The 24,028-nt window shown below is 70.4% G+C and carries 25 protein-coding genes; 11 read left to right on the top strand and 14 right to left on the bottom strand.

Going from position 1 to position 24,028, the window contains the following annotated elements:
- Position 1: 1 nt before the first annotated feature.
- The 5 genes from JNK30_RS03825 to JNK30_RS03805 form a co-directional block, all read right to left on the bottom strand.
- A complete protein-coding gene (locus JNK30_RS03825; RefSeq protein WP_293480340.1) occupies positions 2-805 on the bottom strand; it encodes a SapC family protein in 804 nt (267 codons plus the stop codon).
- 134 nt (positions 806-939) lie between these two features.
- Positions 940-1,467, bottom strand: a complete 528-nt coding sequence (locus JNK30_RS03820; protein WP_293480338.1) for a GNAT family N-acetyltransferase — start codon at positions 1,465-1,467, stop codon at positions 940-942.
- A complete protein-coding gene (gene aguB, locus JNK30_RS03815; RefSeq protein ID WP_293480337.1) occupies positions 1,464-2,342 on the bottom strand; it encodes an N-carbamoylputrescine amidase in 879 nt (292 codons plus the stop codon). Before aguB ends, JNK30_RS03820 begins: the two co-directional genes overlap by 4 nt.
- Positions 2,342-3,331, bottom strand: coding sequence for an agmatine deiminase family protein (locus JNK30_RS03810; RefSeq protein ID WP_293480336.1), 990 nt, complete (start codon positions 3,329-3,331; stop codon positions 2,342-2,344). The genes aguB and JNK30_RS03810 overlap by 1 nt, the downstream gene beginning before the upstream one ends.
- A gap of 123 nt (positions 3,332-3,454) precedes the next feature.
- The gene (locus tag JNK30_RS03805; RefSeq protein ID WP_293480335.1) at positions 3,455-5,950 is read right to left on the bottom strand and encodes a TonB-dependent receptor; all 2,496 of its coding nucleotides are present in this window, start codon (positions 5,948-5,950) and stop codon (positions 3,455-3,457) included.
- A 206-nt stretch (positions 5,951-6,156) separates the two neighbouring features.
- Between JNK30_RS03805 and JNK30_RS03800 the strand changes: the two genes are divergently transcribed.
- Positions 6,157-7,695, top strand: a complete 1,539-nt coding sequence (locus tag JNK30_RS03800; protein WP_293480334.1) for a glycosyltransferase family 39 protein — start codon at positions 6,157-6,159, stop codon at positions 7,693-7,695.
- On the opposite strand, the gene msrA is transcribed toward JNK30_RS03800, so the two are convergent.
- From msrA to JNK30_RS03785, 3 genes are all read right to left on the bottom strand, one after another.
- Entirely contained in the window at positions 7,670-8,242 is a 573-nt protein-coding gene (gene msrA / locus JNK30_RS03795; RefSeq protein ID WP_293480332.1) for a peptide-methionine (S)-S-oxide reductase MsrA, read from the bottom strand. The genes JNK30_RS03800 and msrA overlap by 26 nt on opposite strands.
- 135 nt (positions 8,243-8,377) lie before the next feature.
- A complete protein-coding gene (locus JNK30_RS03790; protein WP_293480330.1) occupies positions 8,378-9,046 on the bottom strand; it encodes a 3-oxoacid CoA-transferase subunit B in 669 nt (222 codons plus the stop codon).
- A complete protein-coding gene (locus JNK30_RS03785; protein ID WP_293480328.1) occupies positions 9,046-9,756 on the bottom strand; it encodes a CoA transferase subunit A in 711 nt (236 codons plus the stop codon). Before JNK30_RS03785 ends, JNK30_RS03790 begins: the two co-directional genes overlap by 1 nt.
- 107 nt (positions 9,757-9,863) lie before the next feature.
- Here JNK30_RS03785 and JNK30_RS03780 point away from each other — a divergent pair, with 107 nt between their 5' ends.
- The 5 genes from JNK30_RS03780 to JNK30_RS03760 all read left to right on the top strand — a co-directional run bounded on the left by JNK30_RS03780 (position 9,864) and on the right by JNK30_RS03760 (position 14,748).
- On the top strand, positions 9,864-11,708 hold the full coding sequence (locus JNK30_RS03780; RefSeq protein ID WP_293480326.1) for a monovalent cation:proton antiporter-2 (CPA2) family protein: 1,845 nt from the start codon (positions 9,864-9,866) through the stop codon (positions 11,706-11,708).
- An 80-nt stretch (positions 11,709-11,788) separates the two neighbouring features.
- Positions 11,789-12,721 carry an iron-containing redox enzyme family protein gene (locus JNK30_RS03775; protein WP_293480324.1) on the top strand — a complete coding sequence of 311 codons (933 nt, stop codon included), beginning with the start codon at positions 11,789-11,791 and terminating at the stop codon, positions 12,719-12,721.
- Positions 12,722-12,762: 41 nt separating this feature from the next.
- Positions 12,763-12,957 carry a hypothetical protein gene (locus JNK30_RS03770; protein WP_293480322.1) on the top strand — a complete coding sequence of 65 codons (195 nt, stop codon included), beginning with the start codon at positions 12,763-12,765 and terminating at the stop codon, positions 12,955-12,957.
- Positions 12,958-13,019: 62 nt separating this feature from the next.
- A complete protein-coding gene (locus tag JNK30_RS03765; protein ID WP_293480320.1) occupies positions 13,020-13,973 on the top strand; it encodes a 2-oxoglutarate and iron-dependent oxygenase domain-containing protein in 954 nt (317 codons plus the stop codon).
- A 19-nt stretch (positions 13,974-13,992) separates the two neighbouring features.
- Positions 13,993-14,748 (top strand): sulfite exporter TauE/SafE family protein, encoded by a 756-nt coding sequence (locus JNK30_RS03760; protein ID WP_293480319.1) that lies wholly within the window; start codon positions 13,993-13,995, stop codon positions 14,746-14,748.
- Here the strand turns inward: JNK30_RS03760 and JNK30_RS03755 are convergent, their stop codons facing one another.
- Positions 14,749-15,528: a PEP-CTERM sorting domain-containing protein gene (locus JNK30_RS03755; protein WP_293480317.1), complete on the bottom strand. Its 780-nt coding sequence runs from the start codon at positions 15,526-15,528 to the stop codon at positions 14,749-14,751. It lies immediately after the preceding gene.
- Positions 15,529-15,731: 203 nt separating this feature from the next.
- Between JNK30_RS03755 and JNK30_RS03750 the strand changes: the two genes are divergently transcribed.
- Complete coding sequence (locus JNK30_RS03750; RefSeq protein WP_293480315.1) at positions 15,732-17,411, top strand: sensor histidine kinase; 1,680 nt, start codon at positions 15,732-15,734, stop codon at positions 17,409-17,411.
- Entirely contained in the window at positions 17,411-18,040 is a 630-nt protein-coding gene (locus tag JNK30_RS03745) for a response regulator transcription factor (protein ID WP_293480313.1), read from the top strand. The genes JNK30_RS03750 and JNK30_RS03745 overlap by 1 nt, the downstream gene beginning before the upstream one ends.
- 9 nt (positions 18,041-18,049) lie before the next feature.
- Here the strand turns inward: JNK30_RS03745 and JNK30_RS03740 are convergent, their stop codons facing one another.
- From JNK30_RS03740 to JNK30_RS03720, 5 genes are all read right to left on the bottom strand, one after another.
- Positions 18,050-19,855: a M2 family metallopeptidase gene (locus JNK30_RS03740; protein ID WP_293480311.1), complete on the bottom strand. Its 1,806-nt coding sequence runs from the start codon at positions 19,853-19,855 to the stop codon at positions 18,050-18,052.
- A gap of 110 nt (positions 19,856-19,965) precedes the next feature.
- Positions 19,966-20,592 carry a carbonic anhydrase gene (locus tag JNK30_RS03735; RefSeq protein ID WP_293480309.1) on the bottom strand — a complete coding sequence of 209 codons (627 nt, stop codon included), beginning with the start codon at positions 20,590-20,592 and terminating at the stop codon, positions 19,966-19,968.
- Positions 20,592-21,239 carry a maleylacetoacetate isomerase gene (gene maiA / locus JNK30_RS03730; RefSeq protein ID WP_293480307.1) on the bottom strand — a complete coding sequence of 216 codons (648 nt, stop codon included), beginning with the start codon at positions 21,237-21,239 and terminating at the stop codon, positions 20,592-20,594. Before maiA ends, JNK30_RS03735 begins: the two co-directional genes overlap by 1 nt.
- Entirely contained in the window at positions 21,236-21,922 is a 687-nt protein-coding gene (locus JNK30_RS03725) for a fumarylacetoacetate hydrolase family protein (RefSeq protein ID WP_293480305.1), read from the bottom strand. The genes maiA and JNK30_RS03725 overlap by 4 nt, the downstream gene beginning before the upstream one ends.
- A gap of 68 nt (positions 21,923-21,990) precedes the next feature.
- Entirely contained in the window at positions 21,991-22,224 is a 234-nt protein-coding gene (locus tag JNK30_RS03720; protein WP_293480303.1) for a hypothetical protein, read from the bottom strand.
- 278 nt (positions 22,225-22,502) lie between these two features.
- On the opposite strand from JNK30_RS03720, the gene JNK30_RS03715 reads away from it, so the two are divergent.
- The 3 genes from JNK30_RS03715 to JNK30_RS03705 all read left to right on the top strand — a co-directional run.
- Positions 22,503-22,700: a YdcH family protein gene (locus JNK30_RS03715; protein ID WP_293480301.1), complete on the top strand. Its 198-nt coding sequence runs from the start codon at positions 22,503-22,505 to the stop codon at positions 22,698-22,700.
- 57 nt (positions 22,701-22,757) lie between these two features.
- Positions 22,758-23,747 carry a TerC family protein gene (locus JNK30_RS03710; protein WP_293480299.1) on the top strand — a complete coding sequence of 330 codons (990 nt, stop codon included), beginning with the start codon at positions 22,758-22,760 and terminating at the stop codon, positions 23,745-23,747.
- 153 nt (positions 23,748-23,900) lie between these two features.
- Positions 23,901-24,028: DUF2200 family protein (locus JNK30_RS03705; RefSeq protein ID WP_293480420.1), on the top strand; the 128-nt coding region annotated here is incomplete at its 3' end.

Here is a 24,028-nt window from a genome sequence, read left to right as displayed (position 1 = left end):
CTTAGTTCAGGTTGGCGGCGGGCTGCTGCTCGGCGGCCTTGGTCATGGCCAGGGCGATCAGGCGGTCCCAGCCCACGAGGCTGTGGATGTGGGCGTAGATCTGGCCGAGCGCGCCGTTGTCGCGGAGTTCCACGAACTTGGCCGCGGGCACCTTGTTCAGCTTCTCTTCCGACACGCCGAAGTACTCGGCGATCTTCTGCGGCTCGCCGGCCGTGCCGTCGGGGTTGGCGGGCGTGAAGGTGGCTTCCTTGGTCTCGAACAGGTCCAGGTCCTTCAGGAGCTGCACGAAGCTCATGGTGCGCTGCCGCTCGACCTCGAAGTTGTTGCAGAACTCGATGCAGTTCTTCGTGTACTCGGTCGGCTCGCCGTTGGCCTCGAAGAAGGCCATGTCATAGCCCTTGTCGGTGATGAACTCGGCGTTGCGGTCGATGCACAGCACCATCTGCTTGTTCTGCTCGTCGTTGGCGAAGACGAACGGATAGCGGCGCACGTAGGCCGGGATGTAGATGCCGCTCTCGAAGGTGCCGTCGTCCTTCACGAACATGTTCTCGCCGGCGTTCAGGCCCATGACGGCGATCGGGAGCTTCTCCTCGCCCACGAAGATGATCGGGCCGGTGACGGCGGCCAGCGGGAACTCGCCCACGGTCAGCGGGATGGCGTGGCCGGCCTTGGCGAAGCCGAACGGCCCGTCCATGCGCTTCACGCCGAGGTTGGAGTGCAGTTCCTTCGCCAGCGGCTCGGGCTTCGAATAGAACAGGACGTTGCCGGAGAGTTGGCCCGGGGCCTGCGGGGTCGTGGTGGTCATCGGGAACCTTCGAAAATCTGCTGTGCGCCGCGCCGGGCGTGCGGCCTGCGGGCAAGGTCGCCTCCTCTAGCCGATCCGTGTTTCGGCGGCAAATGCGACGCGCGGCCGGCCCCCTCCGTCCGGCGCTTGCGCCGTCAGGGGCGCCTGGCGGCGAAGACCACGTGCTGGCGCAGCGGATGGCCCTCGGGCAGGCCGGTGTGGACGAAATCCCGCGAGGGATCGGCGGCCATGCCGATCCGGCGCATGACGGCCTGGGAGCGGACGTTCGTGGACGCCGTCCAGGCCAGGATCTCGTCGGTGTCGAGATTGGCGAAGCCCCAGTCCAGGCAGGCCTGCGCCCCCTCGGTGGCGAGACCGGTCCCCTGCGCCTCGGGCGACAGGCGCCAGCCCAGCTCGATGGCCGTGGGGGCCGGAGGGCTGACGTTGCGGCGGATGCCGATCATGCCGATGAGCCGGCCGTCGGCCTTCCGCTCGGCGGCATAGAAGCCGAACCCGTCGGCGGCGATCTGGGCGTTCACGCGGTCGACGAAGGCGTCGGACTGCTCGCGGCCGATCGGGCCGCCCAGCCACTCGTTCACGCGCGGGTCGCCGTTGATCGCGGCCATGGGCGCGCGGTCTTCCTCTCGGAAGGCGCGCAGGATCAGGCGATCGGTCTCGATCATGCCGGGCGGGCTTGCGTCAGCGCGCCGTAGAGGTCGGTGCGGCGGTCGCGGAAAAAGCCCCAGGCGGCGCGGTGCGTGGCCAGGTAGTCCAGGTCGAACTCGGCGGCGAGCACCCCCTCGTCCTCGCGGCCCAGAGCGGCGACCAGGTCGCCGCGGTGGTCGGCGATGAAGCTGGAGCCGTAGAATTGCTGGCCGCCGTTGGGATAGCCGGCCCAGGGCTCGAAGCCGGTGCGGTTCGCGCCCACCACCGGGATCACGTTCGAGACGGCGTGGCCCTGCATCGCCCGCCGCCAGGGGGCGGCGGTGTCCAGCGTCGGGTCGTGCGGTTCGGAGCCGATGGCGGTGGGGTAGAACAGCACCTCCGCGCCCATCAGGGCCATGGCCCGCGCGCACTCCGGGTACCACTGGTCCCAGCAGATCCCGACGCCCAGGCGGCCGAAGCGGGTGTCCCAGACCTTGAAGCCCGTGTCCCCCGGCCGGAAGTAGTACTTCTCCATGTAGCCGGGGCCGTCGGGGATGTGGCTCTTGCGGTAGACGCCCATGAGCGAGCCGTCGGCGTCGGCCATCACCAGGCTGTTGAAGTAGTGCGGGCCCTCGCGCTCGAAGATCGAGATCGGGATCACGACCCCCAGCTCGCCCGCCAGCGGCGCCAGCGCCGTCACGCAGGGGTGCTCGCGCCAAGGATGGGCGGTGGCGAACCAGCGCTCCTCCTGCGCCACGCAGAAGTAGGGCCCCTGGAACAGCTCGGACGGCAGGACCACCTGCGCGCCGCCGGCGGCCGCCTGGCGGACGAAGTCCTTCGTCTTCTCGATGTTGGCCGCCAGGTCCTCGCCGTACGAGGTCTGGATGGCGGCCACCTTGATCGTGCGGGGCATCAGGCCGGCTCCTGCTGGGTGATGCAGTGAAAGGACCCGCCGCCGGTGAGGATGGCGGAGGAGGGCAGGCCGATCACCGCGCGGTCGGGGAAGACCTCCTTCAGCACGCCCACGGCGAAGTCGCCCGGCTGCTTCTCGTAGATCGGCACGATCACCGCCCCGTTGGCGATGAGGAAGTTCATGTGGCTGGCGGGGATGGGGCCGTCCTCGCCGTCGATCCAGCCCGGCGAGGGGATGCGCACCACCTTCAGCGTCTCGCCGTCGGCGTCGGTCATGCCCGAGAGGCGGCGGGCGGCGTCGTCGTAGGCCTCGGCGTTCGGGTCGCCCCGCCCCCAGGCCACGGGCACGGCGACCGTGGCCGGCGCGACGAACCGCGCCAGGTTGTCCACGTGACCGTCGGTGTGGTCGTTGCGAAGGCCCTCGCCCAGCCAGAGCACCTTGCGCGCGCCGAGGCTCTGCGCCAGCGCGGCCTCGGCCTCGGCGGCGGTCCAGCCGGGGTTGCGGTTGCGGTTCAGCAGGCACTGGTCGGTGGTGAGCACCGTGCCGCGGCCGTCGTGGTCGACCGCCCCGCCTTCCAGGATGAAGTCGTGGGCGACGAGCGGCGCGCCGGCCGCCTCGGCGATCTGCTGCGCGACCGTGTCGTCGTGCTCCAGGGCGTACTTCCCGCCCCAGCCGTTGAAGCGGAAGGCGAGCGCCCTGCCGTCCGCGAAGATGGGGCCGGTGTCGCGCAGCCAGATGTCGCCGAAGCGGCCGGGGACGATCTCGATCCCGTCGACGCCGGCCAGCATCGCGCGGGCCGCCGCCTCGCCGTCGGGATGCCCCGTCATCAGGCGCACCCGCTCCCCGCCCGGGCCGGCCAGGGCGCGCGCCAGCGCCGCGACCTCGCCCTGCGCGGCCGCGAGGTCGTCCTGCCACAGCTCCGCGTGGCTGGGGAAACCCAGCCACATGGCGCGGTGCGGCGCCCACTCGGGCGGAACGACGAAGCTCATCGTGGGTCACGTCTCCCAAAGGCGTGCGCAGATGGCCCCCGCCGTCCCCTGCGTCAAGCGCGCAGCGAAAAGGGCGGCCGCGTCGCCGCGGCCGCCCCTTCCAGCTTCGATCCGGCTTCGAGCCTAGAACTCGAAGTGCAGCGTCGCGATGAAGCTGCGGCGGTAGCCCGGCTGGCCCAGGGCCGTGCCGGTCAGGTTCGGCGTGATGTCGCCCAGGTAGCGCTCGTTGAACGCGTTCCGGACGTTCAGCTGCAGGTAGGTGTCCTTCAGGCCCACGCTTTCCATGGACGGCAGGCTGGTCAGCTTGAAGCGCACGTCGAAGTCCACGAGCTGGTAGCCGCGGAATTTCTCGGTGTTCACGAGGTTGGTGTAGCGGTCGCCCACCCACTTCACCTGCGCGCCGAGGCTCAGCCAGTCCATCGGGTCGTACTGGACGCGGGCGCCGCCCTGGTGCTTCGGCGTCTCGTACACCTGCTTGCCCTTGGTGGGCAGCACGCCCGCCACGGCGTTGGGGATGTCGTTCTGGATCTCGGAGTCGATGAACGAGTACGAGGCGTAGAAGCTGAACTCGTCGGCAGGCTTCCAGCCGACCTGGAAGTCGAAGCCCTTGTTGTCCACGTCGCCGACGTTCTGCGAGAACGCCACGCCGGACGGCTCGTCGAGAACCCGCTCGATGCGGTTCTTGAACTCGGTCATGTAGACCGCGGCCGACACCATGAAGATGCTGTCCTGGTAGCGGACGCCGAGGTCATAGGTCTTCGAGGTTTCCGGGCCCGGGTCGACCAGGATCTGGTCGTACAGGTCGTCGGTGCGCGGCACCGAGATGGTCTCGGCGTAGCTGGCGTAGGCCGACAGGTTGTCGGTGAAGTCGTAGCTGACGCCCAGGTTCGGCAGGACGTCGTCGTACTTGCGCTTGAACGACCGCGGGTTGCCGTAGCGCAGCGTCGCGGAGGAGTTCAGCGTGGCGGCCGGGAAGGTCACCAGCGGGCGGCCCGTGCCGTCGTTGGTGCCGGCGACCGGCGTGCCCACCTGGGTGGTGCAGTAGGCGTTGAAGGTGTTCTGCTGGAAGCAGTAGTTGTTCAGGTCGCGCTTGAAGAAGGGCGCCCGGACGCCGACGTTCACCAGCAGCTTGTCTTCCAGGAAGCGGCCCCGGTACTCGGCGGCCACCTGGTTCAGCATGGCGACCGAGAGGCGGTCGCGGCGACGCAGGTTGGTGCCGTCCGGCAGCGTCACCTGGCGGCCCTGGCCGTCCTTGCCCGCGAAGACGTTCTCCGGAATGCCGTTGGCGTCGATGAAGCCGACGTCGCCCGTCTGACGGTGCTTGGCGCGGTCGAAGGTGTAGGCGACGCGGACGCTCTGGTTCTCGTCGAACTTCCAGATCAGCGAGGTGGTGACCCCGTAGCGCCGGGTGTTGGTCGTGTTCGGGCGATACAGGTAGACCCGGTCGAGGATGTCGCCGTCGCCGTTGAGGTCGACGCCGGCCGCCGTCGAATTGCCGCGCAGCTGCGGATCGTTCTCGGGGAAGATCTGCGAGCCGCCGCCGTTGGCCAGCACGTACTGGAACGACGGGTCGAAGGTCAGCGTGATCTGGTCGGTCAGGTTCCAGCTCGACAGGCCGCGGATGTTGCCCGTGTTCGAGGGGTTGATCTGGAACTCATAGAAGCCGCTCGGGCAGGTGAACGTGCCCGAGTTGTCCACCTGGGCCGTCCCGGCGGCCGGCGTCGGACGCAGGCAGACCGAGGGCGACACGATCGAGGTGTCCGGCGCGCCCGCGGTGGTCACGCCCTGGCGCTGGAACGTGGCCAGGTTGATCCGGTTGATGAAATTGTTGCGGTTTTCGTTGTAGTTGAAGATCAGGCTGGCCTGGCCGACGTCGCCGAAGTCCTGGTCGATACGGCCGTTGAACTGCTTCTTCTCGATGCCGCCCGGCGCCGGGAGCGGCGAGTTGATCGGGCGGAAGTGGTCGTACTTCTGGTACATGCCCGAGATCCAGAGGCGGGTCCCGAACGGGCCGATCTCGCCGCTGTTCACGGTCGCGTAGTAGCGCTGCATGTCGTTCGAGCCGTAGCCCAGCTCGCCGCGGACGCCGAACTCGCGGGTCGTGCGCTTGGTGACGTAGTTGATCGTGCCGCCCGCGGCCGCGGCCGTGGGGCTGTCGACGTCGGTGGTGCCGAGGTTCACCGTCACGCGCTCGATCAGGTCGGACTCGAGCTGCTGGTTCGGGAACACGGCGTAGTTGCCGCTGTCGTTCAGCGGAACGCCGTCCTGCAGCACCGCGACCCGCTGCGAGTCGAAGCCGCGGATGACGAAGTCGCCGCCGGCCGAGCCGTAGGCGTCGTTGTTGGTGAAGTTGACGGCCGGCAGCAGGTTGATGGTGTCGAGCACCGACTGGCCGGGCGTCTGCCGGCTGATGAACTCGGCGGTGATCGCCGCACGGGACTTGGGCTCTTCGATCGCCACGATGGCGCCGTCGAGGTTACGCGGGCCGGTAGAGCCGGTGACGACCAGTTCCTCGACGATCGCGGTGCCGGTGGACTGCGCGAACGCCGCGCCCGAGATCAGCAGGCCCGTGGCGAGCGCCGTGGTCGCGCAGAGCGCGCGGCTGAGTTTGATCTGCATTCAGTAGCCCCTTCAGAGAGATCCCTGCGACGGGGCTCCCCTCCGGCGCCCCTGGATCTTGCGGCGCCATATAGCGCGTAAATCGGGGCTGTTGGTGACGGTTTTGCTACGGTGTGCCCGAGACCGTCACACTGCGGCCTAAACGCATCAGTCTTTGTGCGTTTCGGCGGCAGCCGCTAACGTCCGCGGCCTGTCGGAGTGGCGGTATGACGCAGCCTGAGGCCGGCCGCGCGGCGGCGAGCGACCTGCGCGCGGCGGCGGTCCTGGTGATCGGCCTGTCCCTCGCCCGGCTGGGCGCGCTGTTCCTGACGCCGCTCGAGCTCTATCCGGACGAAGCCCAGTACTGGCTTTGGTCGCGGACGCTGGACTTCGGCTACTATTCCAAGCCGCCGATGATCGCCTGGGCGATCTGGGCGACGACGGCCATCGGCGGCGACGCCGAACCTTGGGTGCGGCTGTCGGCCGTGCTGTTCCAGGGCGCGGCCACCTTCGTCGTCTTCCTGATCGGCCGCCGGCTCTACGGCGGCGCCGTGGGGCTGGCCGCGGCGGCCCTCTACGGCCTCATGCCGGGCGTGCAGGTCTCGGCCCTCGTGGCCGCCACCGACGCGCCGCTGCTCTTTTTCCTGGGTCTAACCGTCCTGGCCTACATCCACCTCCTGGACGCCGGCGGGCGGCGGCGAGTCGCCCTCGCGGCGGCGATGGGCGTGGCCCTCGGCCTCGCGTTCCTGTCGAAGTACGCCGCGGTCTACGCAGTCGCCGGGCTTGCGCTGCACGCCGCCCTCTCGACGCGGGCCCGCGCCGCCTGGAGGTGGGCGCCCCTGGCCGCTGGACTGGCGACGCTGGCCTGTGTGCTGGCGCCCAACGTGCTCTGGAACGCCGCGCACCAGTTCGCCACCGTGCAGCACACCGCCTCCAACGCCGCCTGGAACGGCGTCCAGCTGTTCAACCTCGCGACGGTCGCCGAGTTCGTGGGCTCGCAGTTCGGGGTCTTCGGCCCGATCCCGCTGGCCGTCCTGCTGGCGGGCGTGATCCTCGCCCTGCGCGGCCGGCGGCTGTCGGACGCCGACATCACCCTGCTGTGCTTCACGCTGCCGCCGCTCCTGATCGTCACCGCGCAGGCCTTCATCAGCCGCGCCAACGCCAACTGGTCGGGCGCGGGGTACCTCACCGGTTCGGTGCTCGCCGCGGCCTGGCTCGTCCGCTGGCGGGCGCGAAGTTGGCTGGTCGGGGCGCTGGCGCTGCAGGGCGCGATCGCGGCGTTCTTCCTCGCGGCGCTGGTCTCGCCCGCGCTGGCCGACAAGGTGGGGCTGTCCAACGGCCTCAAGCGTCTCCGCGGCTGGAGCCAGACGGCCGACCTGATCCTGGACCGGGCCGAACGCGAGCCAGGGCTGACGGCCATCGCCGTGAACAACCGCTTCCTCTTCTACGCCACCGCCTACTACGGCCGCGACCGCTTCGCGGCCGGGGCGCCGCCGCTGACCGCCTGGCTGCTGATGGAAGGCCCGCGCAACCAGGCCGAAACCGCCGCGCCGCTGACGCGCGAGCTGGGACGCCGCGTGCTGATGGTCAGCTACGAGGGCTGGCGGCGCGCCGAGATGGAGGCCGACTTCGCCCGCGCCTCGGGCCTCGAGATCGGCAGCGTGCGGCTCGACCACAAGCGCAAGCGGCGGGTCGAGATGTTCGTCGGCGAGGGCCTGGACCCGCGGCCGCGCGACGCGGCTACCGGGCTCCCCACACCACCCTGAGCGTGCGGTCCCAGCCGCAGCCCTGACGGTAGCGGCCATAGTGGGTCGGGTTCTTCTTGGCGAAGTCCTGGTGATAGGCCTCGGCGGTCCAGAACGGCGCCGCGCTGCGGGTCGTCACCGTGATCTTGCGGCCCAGCTCCTTCTCGTACTTCACCCGCGCCGCCTCGGCGATGGCGCGCTCCTCGCGGTTCGCCGTGAAGACCGCGGTCCGGTAGGACGGGCCCTTGTCGCACATCTGCCCGGTCGGATCGGTGGGGTCGATGTTGTGATAGAAGGTGTCGACCAGCTGGGCGTAGCTGATCTTCGCCGGGTCGTAGGTGACCTTCACCGCCTCCAGGTGCCCCGCGTGGTTCTCGTAGGTGGGGTTCGAGCTCGTGCCGCCCGAGTAGCCCGACACGGCCGAGGTCACGCCCGGGGTCGCCTCGAAGAACTTCTCCACGGACCAGAAGCAGCCGCCGGCGAACACGGCGGTCTTGGTGGCGGCGGTCGCGGTCGAGCCCAGCAGGCCCGCGATGGCCAAGGTGGCGGCAAAGGTCAGCGTCTTCATGGTCGGCAGCATTCCTCACGTCTCGCCGGTCCGGCAAGTCCATGCGTCAATACGTGAGACGGCGCCCGCAAGGCTTCAAGCGAGGCCGCGATGCGGCCTGCGCATCGACGCGATGCCCGCGCCGGCGGCTGACCCCTAGGCCCCGACGCCCTCCGCCACCCGGAACGCGGCCTCGGTCTTCGCGCGCACCTCGTCGACGGTCACGCCGTCGGCCAGTTCGAGCAGGGTCAGCGGCGATTTCCCGCGGTTCACCTCGAAGACGCCCAGGTCGGTGATCACCAGGTCCACCACGCCGGCCCCGGTGAGCGGCAGGGTGCAGGCCTTCAGCAGCTTGGGCGCGCCGGTCTTTTCGGTGTGCTCCATGACCACGACCACGCGCTTGACGCCGGCCACCAGGTCCATGGCGCCGCCCATGCCCTTCACCATCTTGCCGGGCACCATCCAGTTCGCGAGGTCGCCGTTCTCGGCCACCTGCATGGCGCCCAGGATGGACAGGTCGATGTGGCCGCCCCGGATCATCGCGAACGAGTCGGCCGACGAGAAGAACGAGCTGGAGGGCAGGGCCGTGATGGTCTGCTTGCCGGCGTTGATGAGGTCGGCGTCGACCTCGTTCTCGGTGGGGAACGGACCCATGCCCAGCATGCCGTTCTCGCTCTGCAGCGTGACGCTGACGCCCGAGGGGATGTAGTTGGCCACCAGGGTCGGGATGCCGATTCCCAGGTTCACGTAGAAGCCGTCGCGCAGCTCGCGCGCGGCGCGGGCGGCGATCTGGTCGCGGGTCCAACCCTTGCTGTCCTGGGCCATCACGCCGCTCCTTCCAGCTTGCGCGTGGTGCGCTGCTCGATCCGCTTTTCGTGCGTCCCCTGCAGGATCCGGTCGACGAAGATGCCGGGGGTGTGGATCTGGTCGGGGTCCAGCGCGCCGACCTCGACCAGGTGCTCGACCTCGGCCACGCAGACCTTTCCGGCGGTGGCCATCATCGGATTGAAGTTCCGCGCGGTCATCCGGTAGACGAGGTTGCCCTCGGCGTCGCCCTTCCAGGCCTTGACGATCGACAGGTCGGCGGTGAGGCCCCGCTCCATCACATAGAGCTCGCCGTCGAACTCGCGGACCTCCTTGCCCTCGGCCACCAGGGTGCCGACGCCGGTCTTGGTGAAGAAGGCGGGGATGCCCGCGCCGCCCGCCCGGATCCGCTCGGCGAGCGTGCCCTGCGGGTTGAACTCCAGCTCCAGCTTGCCCGACAGGTAGAGCTCGGCGAACAGCTTGTTCTCGCCCACGTAGCTCGAGATCATCTTGCGGATCTGACCGCCGGCCAGCAGCACGCCGAGTCCGAAGTCGTCGACGCCGCAGTTGTTCGACACCACGGTCAGGTCCTTGACCCCGGAAGCTCGGATCGCCGCGATCAGGTTCTCCGGGATGCCGCAGAGCCCGAAGCCGCCCGCCATGATCGTCATGCCGTCGAAGAGCAGCCCTTGCAGCGCCTCGACCGCGTCCTTGCGCACCTTGTTCGCCATGTCCGCCCAATACGCCGCAACGGCGCGATTGAGAACCGGTCGCGGAAAATAATTCACCCAATGATGATTTGGGACGGACCGCCTGCTTTCCGGTCTAGAGTGGCGGGATGCATGCCGACAACGCCCTGACCCAGGCCCTCGTCTACCTCGCGGCCGCGGTGCTTTCGGTGCCGATCGCCAAGCGGCTGGGGCTGGGCTCGGTGCTGGGCTACCTCATCGCCGGGGCCCTGGTGGGGCCCTTCGTCCTCGACCTCGTGGGCGAGCCGGCCGACGTGATGGCCTTCGCCGAGTTCGGCGTGGTCATCCTGCTCTTCCTGATCGGGCTCGAGGTCAGGCCGGCCCTGCTCTGGCAGATGCGGAACGCGATCTTCGGCCTGGGCCTGCTGCAGATGACGACCAGCGCCGCGGTGATCGGCGGGATCGTCCTGGCCCTGGGCGCCACGCCGGCGGTGGCCGTGGCGGCCGGGCTGATCCTGGCCCTGTCTTCGACAGCCATCGTGCTGTCGAACCTGGAGGAGCGGGGCCTGCGCCAGGGGGCCGTGGGCCGCGCCTCGTTCGGCGTCCTCCTGTTCCAGGACCTGGCGGTGATCCCGCTGTTCGCCCTGCTGCCCCTGCTGAGCGCCGACGGGGCGGCGGCGGGCCCGTCGGCGCACGCCGGCGTGCTGGGCGGCCAGCCGGAGTGGGTGCGGGTGCTGGCCACCTTCGGCGCGGTGGCGATCGTCGTCGTCGGGGGCCGCTACCTGATGCGCCCGATGTTCCGCTTCATCGCCGCGGCCCGCCTGCGCGAGATCTTCACGGCCTCGGCCCTGCTGCTGGTGGTGGCGGTGGCCGCCCTGATGGAGCTGGTGGGCCTCTCGCCGGCGCTCGGCGCCTTCCTGGCGGGCGTGGTTCTGGCCGAGAGCGAGTTCCGGCGCGAGATCGAGACCGACATCGAGCCGTTCCGCGGGCTGCTCCTGGGTCTCTTCTTCATCACCGTGGGGGCCGGGCTGAACCTGGGCCTCGTGGCCGCGCAGCCCGTGCTCATCTTCGGCCTGACCCTGGCCCTGATGGTCGCGAAGTTCGCGGCGATGTTCGGCTCCGGGTTCTTCCTGGGCAAGAACCGGCGCGAATGCGGCATGGTCGCCGTGGCCCTGGCCCAGGGCGGCGAGTTCGCGTTCGTGCTGCTGGGGTTCGCGGCCGGCGCGCGCGTGTTCACGGCCGGGGAGGCCGAGCTGGCGACCGCGGTGGTCGCGCTCTCGATGGCCCTGACGCCGCTCGCCTTCACCGCCTACGACCGGCTGGTGATGAGCCGGGCCACCGCGCGGCCCGAGCCCGAGCGGCTGCCGTTCGACGAGGGTGCGCCCGAGGTGATCGTGGCGGGCTTCGGCCGCTTCGGACAGATCGCCACCCGCCTGCTGATCGCCAACGGCTTCCGGGTCGTCCTGCTGGATTCCTCGATCGAGCAGCTGGACCTGATCCGGCGGTTCGGCTGGCGGGTCCACTACGGCGACGCCAGCCGGCTGGACCTCCTGCGCCAGGCCGGCGCCGACAAGGCGCGGCTGCTGATCGTGGCCATCGACGACCGCGCCAAGGCCCAGGAGGTGGTGGAACTCGCCAAGGAGGCCTTCCCCGATCTGGCGGTGATCGCGCGCGCCTACGACCGCCGTCACGCCTACGAGCTGCTCGCCGCCGGCGCCGACGATGTGGAGCGCGAGACCTACGAGAGCGCGCTGAACTTCGGGCGCCGCGCCCTGGTGAGGCTCGGGTTCACGGACCGGCGGGCGCTGCGCTCGGCGGTGATCTTCCGCGAACACGACGAGGCGCTCTTCCGCCGGCTGCAACCCACCTATGCCGAGGAGGACCGCTACATCGAGGCGACCCGGGCCTCGCGCGAGACCTTCGAGCGCCTGATCCAGACCGAAATGGCCCGCCTGGAGGCCGAGGAAGAGGAGGCGGCGCCAACGGCGTCCTGACGATCGCGGAGACCGTGAGAGTCGGAACAAGGCGTGCCCAGGGGGGTTCTACCGGCCCTCGAAGCAGCTCTAGGACGACCATGTTTCCGGCCCTGCGACTGGCGAATCTGGGGGAGTTCACGCCCCGCGTACCCGACGCCGAGGCCCTGCACCGGGCCCTCGCACACTGGAACCGCGAGCGGCTCGAGCCGCGCCTGCCCACGCCCGACTGGAAGGCTGAGCTGGAGCGGGAACACCAGATGCTGCGGCTGGAGGGGGCCTTCATCGAGGCCTTCCGCCGCCACGTCGCCCCGCTGGTGGCCAACGTGCCCACCCAGGCCGAACCCTTCGTCGCCTGGTTCGAGAGCCTCAAGGACTCGGGCCCGGGGCAGTGGGATCCGCTGTTCGACTGGCTCGCGACGAACGCCAGCCGCGAGCAGATGAAGTGGTTCCTCACCCAGGAGGCGGCCGGGGAAGCCGGGTTCGACGACCTGGTGGCGTACACCCAGGTCAAGCTGCCCCAGCGGCCCAAGCTGGAGCTCGCCCGCAACTACTGGGACGAGATGGGGCGCGGCGCGGCCGGCGGCATGCATGGCCCGATGCTCGAGCGGACCGTCGAGGAGCTTGAGCTGGCGCCCGACATCGACGGCACCTGCTGGCAGGCGCTGGCCCTCGCCAACACCATGACCGCGCTCGCGACGACGCGCCGCTACACCTACCAGTCGGTGGGGGCCCTGGGCGTCGTGGAGCTGACCGCGCCCACGCGGGTCGCCAGCATCGCCGACGGCCTGAAGCGCCTCGATTGCCCGCCCATCGCGCGAAAGTACTTCCAGCTGCACGCCAACCTGGACGTCGAGCATTCGCGGGCCTGGAACGCCGAGGCCCTCGCGCCCCTGGTCGAGGAGGACGGACGCCGCGCGCGTCCGCTCGCCGAAGGGGCGATGATGCGGCTGATCTGCGGGGAGCAGTGCTTCGAAGCCTACCGGGCCTACCTCTGGGCCCACGCGCACCCGCTGGTCTACGCAGCCGAGTGACCGGGCGCAGCGCCCGACCCCTGTGCAAGCGAGTAACGAGCATGCCCGACCTCAAGCCCTTCGCCTTTTCGATCTGCCCTGACGGCCCCTCGCACTGGACGTGGCGGGCGCTGAAGGACGATGGCCGCGTCGAGCAGGGCGCGGCGCCCACCCGCGCCGCCGCCGCCGCCTGCGTGATCAGCATCCTGGCGCGGAGCCAGCTCGCGGAGCCCGCCGCGCCGAACCGTCGCGTGTAGAGCCCTTCCATCGCGTCGACACCGCAGTGGCCGACGGTCGGACCCGGGTGTAGAAGGCGGCCATGAGCCAGGCCCTGCACCTTCAGGACTCTATCGAGCCCGTCTCCTTCACCCTGTTCGACAGGGACTTCGACACCTTCAGCCGCAACCTCGGCGACAGCTATGCCCGCTGGGGGTTCGCGGTGATCGGCGACCACGGCCTGCCGCAGGACCGGATTGACGCCGCGCTGGGGCAGATCAAGGCGTTCTTCGCCCTGCCCGAGGCGACGAAGCTCAAGTACAAGCTGGGGGTCGGCGGCCAGCGCGGCTACACGCCCTTCGGCATCGAGACGGCCAAGGGCCACACCCACTACGACCTCAAGGAATTCTGGCACGTGGGCCGCAACCTGCCGGCCGGCCACCGCTTCCGCGACCACATGGCCGACAACGTCTGGCCCGACGCCGAGCTGCCGCAGTTCCGCGAGGCGGTGCAGTGGCTGTACGACGCGCTCGACGCCATGGGCCTGAAGGTGCTGGAGGCGATCAGCGTCTACCTCGGCCTGCCGCGCCACTTCTTCGACGACAAGGTGGACGTGGGCAATTCGATCCTGCGCCTGCTGCACTATCCGCCGGTGCCGCAGGACGGTCCGCACATCCGCGCCGGCGCCCACGAGGACATCAACGTCATCACCCTGCTGCTCGGCGCCGAGGAGGCGGGGCTGGAGGTGAAGGACCACGACGGGCGCTGGATCGCCATCAACCCGCCGGCCGGCAGCCTGGTCTGCAACATCGGCGACATGCTGCAGCGACTGGTGAACCACAAGCTGCCATCCACGACGCACCGGGTGGTCAACCCGGCGCCCGAGCGGCGGGGCTTCCCGCGCTACTCGACGCCTTTCTTCCTGCACTTCAACTCGGACTACCTGATCCGGACGCTGCCGGAGACGATCGACGCCGAGCACCCCGATCGCTACCCCGAGCCGATCACGGCCGACGGCTACCTCCAGGAGCGCCTGAAGGAGATCAAGCTCACCTGAGCGGCGTCCGCCCCGGGGCATGATCCAGGATCCGATCTTCTACGCGCTCGCCGTGCCGGCCGTGGCGCTGATGGGGCTCGCCAAGGGCGGGTTCTCCGGCGTCGGCGCGGTATCCATGCCGCTGCTCGCCATGGCGGTCTCGCCCGTGCAGGCCGCGGCGATCCTGCTGCCCATCCTGATCGTGCAGGACAGCGTCAGCGTCTGGGCCTTCCGCCGGGACTGGGACCGGGGCGTGCTGATGGTGATGCTGCCGGGCGCGGCGGCCGGCATCCTCCTGGGCTACCTGCTGGCGGCGAAGGTCTCGGCGGCCGCCGTCCTGGGCGTGCTGGGCGCGATCTCGATCCTCTTCGCGCTGCACCGGCTGTGGATCGCGCGCGGCGGACGGGTCCAGGCGCCCGCGTCCTCGCCTCCGGCGGTCGGGGTCCTGTTCGGCGTCGTTTCCGGCTTCACGAGCCAGATCGCCCACGCCGGCGGGCCGCCGTTCCAGATGTGGGTGATGCCGCGGGGGCTGACGCCGGGGGCGCTGGTGGGCACCACGGCCATCTTCTTCGCCGCCGTGAACTGGCTGAAGGTCCCCGCCTATGCGGCGCTCGGCCAGTTCACCCGCGAGAACCTCCTCACGGTGGCGGTCCTGCTGCCCGTGGCGATCGCCTCGACCTTCGCCGGCGTCTGGCTGGTCCGCCGCGTCCAGGCCGAGCGCTTCTACACCCTGGTGTACCTGCTGATGATCCCGGTCGGGGTCCAGCTGATCTGGAAGGCGGTGACGACGGGCTGATCAGGCGGCGGCCGGGCTCGCGCGTCGGCGGCGGATCATCGCGCCGGCGCCCAGGAAGCCCATGATCATCAGCCCCCAGGTGGCCGGTTCGGGAACGTACCCGGTCGGGCCCGGGTCGGAGCCGAACGATCCGGTCGCGCTGGCCTTGAACGTGTTGAGCGCCTTGCCCGGCAGGTGGCCGATGCTGGGCGAGCCGACGACCGAGCCCAGCGTCAGCGTCATGTTCTCCAGGCCGCCCGGAAACTGCAGGAAGTCCGAGGTGAAGCTGACCGACTGCGTCCCCGAGTCGGCCACGGTGAACGAACCGGCGTTGCCGAGGCCCTTGATGATCCCGTTCGTGAACGACCCCGACAGCAGGTTCGTGCAGGCGTTCTGGCAGCCCGAGGCCGCGATCTGAGTCGGCGTCAGCGCCTGGTTGAGCGTGAACGCGAAGGTTCCGGTCACGCCGGCCTGGGTCCAGCCTTCGGCGGTCGTCATGGCCGGGCTGTTCACCGCGGCGCCGTCCAGCACGAAGTTGGCCTGCAGCCCGAACAGGCCCAGCGCGACCAGCAGGTCCGGCTCCTGGAAGTTGAAGATCACGGCCTGGGCCACGGGCTGCGTCGCGGACGCGCCGCCGGTGATCAGCCGTCCGCTGGTGTTGTTCTTGATCCAGCGGACGTTCGTGGCGCCGGACCCGGGCTTCTTCGTGAAGTCCACGAACGTCGCCGCCGATGCGGACGCGCCGCCGAGGATGGCCAGGGCAAGCCCCGCCGCCGAAAGCACCCTTGCAGACTTCAACATCCTGATCCCCTCGCGCCTCGGCGCGTCGACTGAGACAGTTTGCTGCCTCGCATGGCGGCCGATTATCTGGGACGGACCGGCGCGAACAATCTGGCGTGACGGCGGGAGCGGACCCCTATCGTTCGGTCAGGCGCCCAGGCGCCGTCGGATGGGTCATGCTGGGGCGAGGCGTCCCTTGGTCCGGGTGCGCGAGGGGCTGGCGGGTGAGCGGGGCGCAACTCTATTCGGTGCGGGGCGCGCGGCTGGTGGCCGCGGGTCGCGCGGTGCTGGCCGCCTTCCTGCTGGTGTCGGTGACGCTGGGCGCCCTCGAGGAGGGCGACCACGGGGCGCTGGTCCGGCTCCTGCTGGGCCTCTACCTCGTCTACGGCCTTGCGCTGCTGCTCACCCTGCGGAGCCGGATGGCCAGCCACTGGCTCACGGTCGCGCCCTACGCGCCCGCCTGCGTGGACCTCGCCGTCTTCACCGCGCTCCTCTACCTGACCAAGGGCGCGGACAGTCCGTTCTTCAGCCCGCTGCTCTTCCTCGTGCTGAGCGCCACGGTCCAGTGGGGCTCGCGGGGCGCCCTGGCGATGGGCGCCGCCGCGGTGGCCGCGTTCATCCCCGCGGCGCTGGGCGCGCTGGGAGACGGCGACCGCGCCGCCCTGACCACCGTGGTGCGGCTGGGGACCGTCACGGTGGTGATCGGCCTGCTCACCGCCTTCGCGCGCCACCAGGAGCGCGTGGTCGAGGAACTGGCCCGGCTCTCCGATCCCATGAACGATGCGGCGCACGACGCCGACCCTCCAGTCCGCGAAGGGCTCGCCCATGCGCTGAACGTGTTCCGGGCGCGCCGCGGGGTCTTCCTGTGGGCCGAGGACGACGAGCCGTACGTCCGGGCCGTGCAGACCGATGGCGACGGCTTCACCGAGCGCTGGGCGCCGCCGACGGAGGACGAGTGGCTCGTGCATCCCGAACTGGCCGACTCGGTCTTCCTCTACGATCGGAACACCGGCCGCACGGTGTCGCGGCTGGGCGGCTTCGCGAGGCTCGGCGCCTCGCCGCTGTCGGCCACGGTCACCGGCGCGACGTCGTTCGACCACGCCCTGGTGATCCCGGTGCACGCGGAGCCCATATCCGGCTGGATCATGGTTCTGGACCACGAGGAGCAGGCCAGCGAGGACCTCGCCGTCGGGGCGATGGTCGGCGCCCAGGTCTCGGTCGGCCTCGGCCGCTGGCAGGCCCAGCGGGTGCGCCGGGAGAGCGCCGCCTCGGAGGAGCGGATGCGCATGGCGCGCGACCTCCACGACGGCGTCCTGCAGTTCCTGGCCGGAGCCAGCCTCCAGCTAGAGGCCATGCTTCGCAGCGGGCAGCTTCCGGACGCGGCCCAGGCCCGGCTCGCGACGCTCCGGGTGGCCCTGGGCGACGAGCAGCGCGAGCTTCGCGGGTTCATCTCGGCCATGCGTCCGCGGCGTCCGGACGAGGCCTCCATCATGGTGCGGCTGGACGAGGAGCTGGGCGCCCTGGCCCAGCGGCTGTCCCGCCACTGGAGCACGCACGTTTCCGCCGAGGTGACTCCCCGGACCCTGACGGTGACCGAGCGCACCGCCTATGACATCGGCCGGATCGTCCGCGAGGCGGTGGCGAACGCCGTACGGCACGGCCAGGCGGCGCATGTCTCCATCACCACGCTCGGGACGGAGGGCGGCCTGACGGTCCAGATCGACGACGATGGGCAGGGGTTCGGCTTCGCGGGCCTGCACAGCGACGAGGAGCTCGCCGCCCTGGGCGTGGGGCCGCGTTCGCTGCAGGAGCGCGTCCGCGCGCTGCAGGGCCGGCTCACCGTCGAGAGCTCTCCCGAGGGCGCGAGCGTTACGATCGAAGTTCCGATCGCGGAGATGGCCTGATGCCCAGCGTCGTGATCGCCGACGACCACCCCCTGATGCTCAAGGGCGTGGCCGGCCTCCTCGAGGGCGGTCCCTACGAGCTCGCCGCCCTCTGCGGCGACGGCCTGCAGGCCCGTGCGGCGATTCTCGAGCATCGGCCCGACGTGGCGATCCTCGATGTGAACATGCCGAAGCTGTCCGGCCTGGATCTGCTGCGGGAGGCCCGGGCCGAGGGGTGGCCGACGCGGGTGATCCTGCTGACCGCGGGCATCGACCAGGGACCGCTGGTGGAGGCGGTGACGCTGCGCGTGGACGGGCTGGTGCTGAAGGACGCCGGCGGCGAGCTGCTCATGCGCTGCATCGAGCGGGTTCTGGACGGCGAGCAGTGGATCGACCGCGAGGCGATGAAGCAGGTCATGGCCGCCGTCGCGACGCCGGCGGGCGGGCCGGCGCGCGCCGCCGAGCTCACGCCCCGGGAAAGCGACGTCGCCCGCCTCGTGGCGCAGGGCCGCCGCAACAAGGAGATCGCCCGCGACCTCGGCATCTCCGAGGGCACGGTGAAGATGCACCTGCACAATCTCTACGAGAAGCTCGACGTCTCGTCCCGGACCGAGCTGGCGCTCCTGGTGCGGGAGCGCCAGCTGGCCTGAGCCGTCAGGCTACCAGCCGCACTGCTGGCCCCGGTTCTGCTTCACGAGCCAGGCGTCCAGCGGCTTGAAGTAGTCCGCCACCGCGCTGGCGTCCGAGCGGGTCTCGCCGGTGAAGACCTTCAGCGTCTCGGGCCAGGGCTGGCTCTGGCCCAGCCGCATCATGCGGTCGAACTTCTCGCCGACCGCCTTGTCGCCATAGACCGAGCAGCGGTGCAGCGGGCCCTTCCATCCGGCCTGGGCGCAGGCGGCCCGGTGGAACTGGAACTGGTAGATGTGGGCCATGAAGTAGCGCGCGTACGGCACCCCGGCGGCCACGTGGTACTTCGCGCCCGGATCGAAGGCGTCGGCGGGGCGCGGGCCCGGAGGGGCGATCCCCTGGTACTTCAGCTTCAGCGCCCACCAGGCGTCGTTGTACTGCGCGGGCTGCACCGTGCCGTCGAAGACCTGCCAGCGCCACTTGTCGACCATCAGGCCGAACGGGAGGAAGGCGATCTTGTCGAGCGCCATCTTGAGCAGGAAGGGGATGTCCTCGGACTCGCCGGGGACGGTGTCGAGGACGCCGATCTGCTTCAGGTAGGTGGGCGTGATCGCCGACAGCGCGACGAAGTCGCCGATGGCCTCGTGGAAGCCCTCGTTCGCGCCGTTCTTGAACAGGAACGGCTGATCGGCGTAGGCGCGCTGGTAGTAGTTGTGGCCCAGCTCGTGGTGGACGGTCTGGAAGTCCTCGGCGTTCACCTTCGTGCACATCTTGATCCGGATGTCGTTCCGGTCGTCGAGGTTCCAGGCCGAGGCGTGGCAGACCACCTCGCGGTCGCGCGGCCGCGTGATCAGCGAGCGCTCCCAGAAGGTCTCGGGCAGGGGGGCCAGGCCGAGCGAGGTGTAGAAGCCCTCGCCGGTCTTCACCATGCGGACGGCGTCGTAGCCCTTCTCGGGAAGCAGCTTGTCCAGGCTGTACGAGCTGGACGCGCCCTTCGGCTCCACCACGTCGTAGATGTTGCCCCACTGCTGGGCCCACATGTTGCCCAGCAGGTCGGCGCGGATGGGGCCGGTCTTCGGCTGGACGGCGTCGCCGTACTTCGCGTTGAGCCGGGCGCGCACGTAGCAGTGCAGGTTGCGGTAGAACGGCTCGACCTGCTTCCAGAGCCGGTCCTCCTCGGCGGCGAAGGCGTCGGGCTCCATGTCGTAGCCGCCGCGCCAGAGGGCGCCGAGGTCCTTGTAGCCCATGCCGCGGGCGCCCTCGTTGAGGAGGCCGGCGAGCTTGGCGTAGTCGCCCTTCATCGGCGTGGCCACGGCGTGCCAGCCTTCCCAGACGGCCTTGAGCTGGGCCGGGTCGCGGCTCTCGGCCAGGACGTCCTCGGCGTCGTTCAGCGTGAGCGTCTTGCCGCCGACCTGGAGCTTGCCGGTCGAGTAGATGGAATCCAGCTTGGTGGTGAGCTGCGCCACCTCCGCGGCCGCGCCCGGGCGGTCGGGCGCGGGCAGCGACAGGAACAGCTTGAGGAGCTTGAGCTTGCGCGCGGTGGCGGCGTCGGCGGCGACCCCGTCGAACCGCGCGGCCTCCTTCGCGAGCCGGGTGAACAGCTCCTTCTGCTCGCCGCCCACCTTGGCCTCGATCCACTGGGTGTCTTCGGTGATGAAGTTCGCGCGGATCCACTGGGCGCGGTTGGCGTACTCGTTCATCGCGGCGAGCTCGGCTTCGGCGCGCTCGATGAACGCCTTGGGCTCGGCGGGGGCCGGTCGGGGGGCGGATTGCGCGGCGGCGTGGCCGGCGCACATCAGGACGGCCGCGGCGGCCGCGGCCAGGAGCTTCGCTTTCATCGGTCTTTCCAAGCGTTTCCGTCTTGGCGGGCCTCAGACCCGCCGCTGGCGGCAAAAGAATGGCCGCCGTCCGCCGGCGTCAAGACGACGGCGGCCTCGCGCCGTCCGCGTCAGTCCGAGAACTCGGCGAGGTCCTCGGGGCAGGCGACACTGACGTTCAGGTCGGTGACGATGCCGGTGCCCAGCGTGTAGACCCAGCCGTGGACGCACAGCGACTGGCCCCGCTTCCACGCCTCCTGCACGAAGACGTCCGAGGCGACGTTGCGCACCTGCCGGATCACGTTCAGCTCGACGAGGCGGTCCCACTTCGCCTTCTCGTCGGGCAGCGCCTGGAGTTCGTGCCGGTGCTCGTGGTGCACCTCGCGGATCGGATGCAGCCAGTGGTCGACGAGACCGCGGCGCTGGCCGTCGACCGCGGCGGCCACGCCCCCGCAGCCGTAGTGGCCGACCACCAGGATGTGCTTCACCTTCAGCACGTCGACGGCGAACTGGAGCACCGACAGGTAGTTGGCGTCCTGCGGCGGCGCGAGGTTGGCCACGTTGCGATGGACGAAGAGTTCGCCGGGGTCGAGGCCTACGATGTCGTTGGCCGGCACGCGGCTGTCGGCGCAGCCGATCCACAGGTACTCGGGCGCCTGCTGGCCCTCCAGCCGTTTGAAGAAGCCGGGATCCACCGCGATCTTGCCGGCGGCCCAGGCCTTGTTGCGGGCTTTCAGGTCATCGAGGGATCGGGGCATCAGGCAGGCACCGCGTCTGGCTGGTTGTCGGGATGGGCGGCGACGAACGCCGGATGCGCGACCGCCCGGTCGGCGGCGGCGACGAGCTTGGGCCACGGCGAGACGTCCAGCTTGAAACGCCGCGCCGAATAGACCTGGGGCACGAGGCAGCAGTCGGCGATGGTCGGGCTGTCGCCGAAGGCGAAGGCGCCGCCGTGCGCGGCCACCAGCGGCTCCAGCGCGTCGAAGCCCTCGGCGATCCAGCGGTGGATCCAGTCGCTGACGACCACCTCGTCCGGGACGCCCAGCGTGCGCAGGCTGGCGGCGACGCGGGTGTTGTTCAGGGGGTGGATGTCGCAGGCGATGATGCCGGCCATCCGTCGCACCACGGCGCGGTCGAGCGGCGTCCTGGGCAGGATGGCGGGCTCGGGGATCGTCTCCTCCAGCCACTCGAGGATGGCGAGACTCTGGGCCAGCACGGTTCCGTCGTCCAGGACCAGGGCCGGGGTCAGCCCCTGCGCGTTCACGGCGCGGTAGCCGGGCTGGCGCTGGTCGCCGCGGATCAGGTCCACGGGGGCGTAGTCGTAGGCCGCGCCCTTCAGCTGCAGACCAATCCGCACGCGATAGGGCGCGCCCGCGCGCCAGGCCGAGTGAAGCGTCCAGGTCATCCGCCGGCCACCGTGAAGCCGATGGTTCCCACGCCCTCGACCCCGCCTTCGACGCGGTCGCCGGGCCGCAGCGGGCCGACGCCCTCGGGCGTGCCGGTGAAGACGAGGTCGCCGGGCGCCAGCGCCCACAGCTTCGAAGCCTCGGCCACGATCTCGGGGACGTTCCAAATCATGTCGGCCAGCCGGCCGTCCTGCTTCACGTCGCCGTTCACCGAGAGCCAGATGCGGCCGGCCGGCGGCGCGGCGCCCGCCGGGGCGATGGCGGAGATCGGCGCGGACTCGTCGAACGCCTTCCCCGCGTCCCAGGGGTGGCCCTTGTCCTTGGCGGCGTTCTGCAGGTCCCGGCGCGTGAGGTCGACGCCCACGGCGTATCCGTAGACCAGGCTCAGAGCCTCTTCCGGGGCGACGTCGCGCCCGGGGCGGCCGATCGCCACCACCAGCTCGATCTCGTGGTGCAGGTTGGCCGTGCGCGAGGGGTAGGCGGGATCGCGGCCGGGCGCGACCACCGCGTCGGCAGGCTTGGTGAAGAAGAACGGCGGCTCGCGCGTGTCGGCGCCCATCTCGCGCGCGTGGGCGGCGTAGTTGCGGCCGACGCAGAGGATCCGCCGCACCGGGAAGCCGCCTTGGCCGCCCGCGACGGGGACCACGGCGAGCGGCGGCGGGGCGATCACGAAATCGGCCATGCGCGCATCTAGGCCCGGCCGGCGGGTCTGTGAACCCCACGCAGGGTTAGGCGCCGCTGCGGCCAACGTCAGCGCACGAGCCGCAGCGCCGGGTACTCCTGGCGGCGGCGCCAGGCGCGGGACCGCAGCCGCGGGGCCAGGGCGACCGCGATCGGCGCGGCCACGGCGAAGGTCCCGGCGATGACGGGCGGGAACAGGGCGTCGGGGGCGCGCGAGGCCATGAGGGCCAGGAAGGCCGCGCCGAAGACCACCGCCTGGACCATGGGGAAGATCAGGGCGGCGATCGCGAGATTCGTGCGCATGGCGGAGCTCCGGGTGGAGCCTGGGAAACGCGGTCGAGGGCGGAGCGATCCGCGCCTGCCGCGCCGGCCGCCCGGCGGGCGCGGTTATTTTCCGGCGCAGGCCTTGCGGGGCCGACAGGGCCTCCCAATCTCAGGCGCTGCGGGACCGGGCCCCTCTGACGATCGCAGTCGATCGTGATGTCGGACCGCACAGGTGCGCCTGGGGGTCTGGTCTGGTCGCCTCTCCCCCCTAAGCAGCCCAGCCGGCTCCCGGGCGCGCCTCCATTCGGAGGAGCACAATGAACCACTACAGAATCTGGCGTCTTCGCAGCCTGCACAGGGAGCTGGAGCAGCGCATCCGGGACGAGCGGCGCAGGCTGCATCCCGACGAGCTGGTGATCCAGGACCTGAAGCGCCGCAAGCTGCAGGTGAAGGACGAACTGTTCATGGCGGAAGCGGGTCTCGTGCCGGTGACGGCCCGCATGGGCCGCGCCTGACGCGGCCCGGAGGCGCGGCGCGGCCGCGCCTCCCCCTTTCCTCATCCGGAATAGACAATGACCGAACTTCTCACGGCGGCCGTGCTCGGCCAGCCGCTCTGGATGTGGCTGGCCTTCGCGGGGCTGGTCACGCTTCTGCTGGCGCTCGACCTGGGCGTCCTTCACCGCGACCAGCACGAGATCGGCGTGCGCGAGAGCCTGCTGCTGTCCGCCGGCTACCTCTCGCTGGGCCTCGCCTTCGGCGGCTGGGTCTGGTTCGAGCTCGGGCGGCAGTCCGGGCTCGAATATGTGACCGGGTTCCTGATCGAGAAGAGCCTGGCGCTCGACAACGTCTTCGTCATCGCCACGATCTTCGCCGCCTTCGCCGTGCCGCGGGCCTACCAGCACAGGGTGCTGTTCTGGGGCGTGCTGGGCGTGATCGTGCTGCGCGGGATCATGATCGGCTTCGGCGCGGCCATGGTGTCCAACTTCGAGTGGGTCCTCTGGGTCTTCGCCGCCTTCCTGATCGTCATGGGCGTGAAGATGTTCAAGGCGGACTCGACCCCCAAGGATCCGCACGACAGCCCGGTCTACCGCTGGCTCGCCAAGCGGATCCGCCTGACCGAGGGCTTCCACGGGCACCGCTTCTTCGTGAAGCTGCCCGGGCCCGGCGGCAGGCTGGTGTGGTTCGCGACCCCGCTCTTCATGGCGCTGGTGATGGTCGAACTGGCCGACGTGGTGTTCGCGGTGGACTCGGTGCCGGCCATCTTCTCGATCACCACCGACCCCTACATCGTCTACACATCCAACATCTTCGCGATCCTGGGCCTGCGGGCGCTGTACTTCGCGCTGGCGGCGGTGGTGGCCCGCTTCGCCTATCTGAAGCAGGCGCTGGCCGCGCTGCTGATCTTCATCGGCGGCAAGGTGTTCTTCGCCGAGCTGATGGGCTGGGAGAAGTTCCCCGCGCCGGTGTCGCTGGGCGTCACGGCGGCCCTGCTCGCCGCGGGCGTCAGCTGGTCGCTGTGGAAGACGCGGGCGAATGCGCCGGCGCCGGCCGCCGCGCCGTGAGGCGCGCAGGCGCGGGCGGCCGGGCGCGCCAGAGCCTCTCCCGTTCAGAGGGAACCGTCTGAACGGGAGAATGAGGCCCTGAATCAAGACCTTGAGCGCGTTTCGATCCGAAAACCGGTTCCCACCTTTCGGAATGCGCTCTAGCGTTCGGCCATGTCCGCACCCGGCCACCGGATCTATCGCGCCAGCTTCGCGAGCATCTATCCGCTCTACGTCGCCAAGGCCGAGCGGAAGGGCCGCACCAGGGCGGAGCTGGACGAGATCCTGCGCTGGCTCACCGG

Source organism: Phenylobacterium sp., assembly GCF_016793225.1.
Classification (GTDB): domain Bacteria; phylum Pseudomonadota; class Alphaproteobacteria; order Caulobacterales; family Caulobacteraceae; genus Phenylobacterium.
The sequence above is the reverse complement of the archived record's forward strand: the minus strand, read 5'-3'. Positions and strand labels throughout refer to the sequence as shown.

What these genes read in the sequence shown, in the direction of transcription:
- JNK30_RS03825 (WP_293480340.1), bottom strand. Translation starts at nt 805, where the DNA reads ATGACCACCACGACCCCGCAGGCCCCGGGCCAACTCTCCGGCAACGTC.
- JNK30_RS03820 (WP_293480338.1), bottom strand. Translation starts at nt 1,467, where the DNA reads ATGATCGAGACCGATCGCCTGATCCTGCGCGCCTTCCGAGAGGAAGAC.
- aguB (WP_293480337.1), bottom strand. Translation starts at nt 2,342, where the DNA reads ATGCCCCGCACGATCAAGGTGGCCGCCATCCAGACCTCGTACGGCGAG.
- JNK30_RS03810 (WP_293480336.1), bottom strand. Translation starts at nt 3,331, where the DNA reads ATGAGCTTCGTCGTTCCGCCCGAGTGGGCGCCGCACCGCGCCATGTGG.
- JNK30_RS03805 (WP_293480335.1), bottom strand. Translation starts at nt 5,950, where the DNA reads ATGCAGATCAAACTCAGCCGCGCGCTCTGCGCGACCACGGCGCTCGCC.
- JNK30_RS03800 (WP_293480334.1), top strand. Translation starts at nt 6,157, where the DNA reads ATGACGCAGCCTGAGGCCGGCCGCGCGGCGGCGAGCGACCTGCGCGCG.
- msrA (WP_293480332.1), bottom strand. Translation starts at nt 8,242, where the DNA reads ATGAAGACGCTGACCTTTGCCGCCACCTTGGCCATCGCGGGCCTGCTG.
- JNK30_RS03790 (WP_293480330.1), bottom strand. Translation starts at nt 9,046, where the DNA reads ATGGCCCAGGACAGCAAGGGTTGGACCCGCGACCAGATCGCCGCCCGC.
- JNK30_RS03785 (WP_293480328.1), bottom strand. Translation starts at nt 9,756, where the DNA reads ATGGCGAACAAGGTGCGCAAGGACGCGGTCGAGGCGCTGCAAGGGCTG.
- JNK30_RS03780 (WP_293480326.1), top strand. Translation starts at nt 9,864, where the DNA reads ATGCATGCCGACAACGCCCTGACCCAGGCCCTCGTCTACCTCGCGGCC.
- JNK30_RS03775 (WP_293480324.1), top strand. Translation starts at nt 11,789, where the DNA reads ATGTTTCCGGCCCTGCGACTGGCGAATCTGGGGGAGTTCACGCCCCGC.
- JNK30_RS03770 (WP_293480322.1), top strand. Translation starts at nt 12,763, where the DNA reads ATGCCCGACCTCAAGCCCTTCGCCTTTTCGATCTGCCCTGACGGCCCC.
- JNK30_RS03765 (WP_293480320.1), top strand. Translation starts at nt 13,020, where the DNA reads ATGAGCCAGGCCCTGCACCTTCAGGACTCTATCGAGCCCGTCTCCTTC.
- JNK30_RS03760 (WP_293480319.1), top strand. Translation starts at nt 13,993, where the DNA reads ATGATCCAGGATCCGATCTTCTACGCGCTCGCCGTGCCGGCCGTGGCG.
- JNK30_RS03755 (WP_293480317.1), bottom strand. Translation starts at nt 15,528, where the DNA reads ATGTTGAAGTCTGCAAGGGTGCTTTCGGCGGCGGGGCTTGCCCTGGCC.
- JNK30_RS03745 (WP_293480313.1), top strand. Translation starts at nt 17,411, where the DNA reads ATGCCCAGCGTCGTGATCGCCGACGACCACCCCCTGATGCTCAAGGGC.
- JNK30_RS03740 (WP_293480311.1), bottom strand. Translation starts at nt 19,855, where the DNA reads ATGAAAGCGAAGCTCCTGGCCGCGGCCGCCGCGGCCGTCCTGATGTGC.
- JNK30_RS03735 (WP_293480309.1), bottom strand. Translation starts at nt 20,592, where the DNA reads ATGCCCCGATCCCTCGATGACCTGAAAGCCCGCAACAAGGCCTGGGCC.
- maiA (WP_293480307.1), bottom strand. Translation starts at nt 21,239, where the DNA reads ATGACCTGGACGCTTCACTCGGCCTGGCGCGCGGGCGCGCCCTATCGC.
- JNK30_RS03725 (WP_293480305.1), bottom strand. Translation starts at nt 21,922, where the DNA reads ATGGCCGATTTCGTGATCGCCCCGCCGCCGCTCGCCGTGGTCCCCGTC.
- JNK30_RS03720 (WP_293480303.1), bottom strand. Translation starts at nt 22,224, where the DNA reads ATGCGCACGAATCTCGCGATCGCCGCCCTGATCTTCCCCATGGTCCAG.
- JNK30_RS03715 (WP_293480301.1), top strand. Translation starts at nt 22,503, where the DNA reads ATGAACCACTACAGAATCTGGCGTCTTCGCAGCCTGCACAGGGAGCTG.
- JNK30_RS03710 (WP_293480299.1), top strand. Translation starts at nt 22,758, where the DNA reads ATGACCGAACTTCTCACGGCGGCCGTGCTCGGCCAGCCGCTCTGGATG.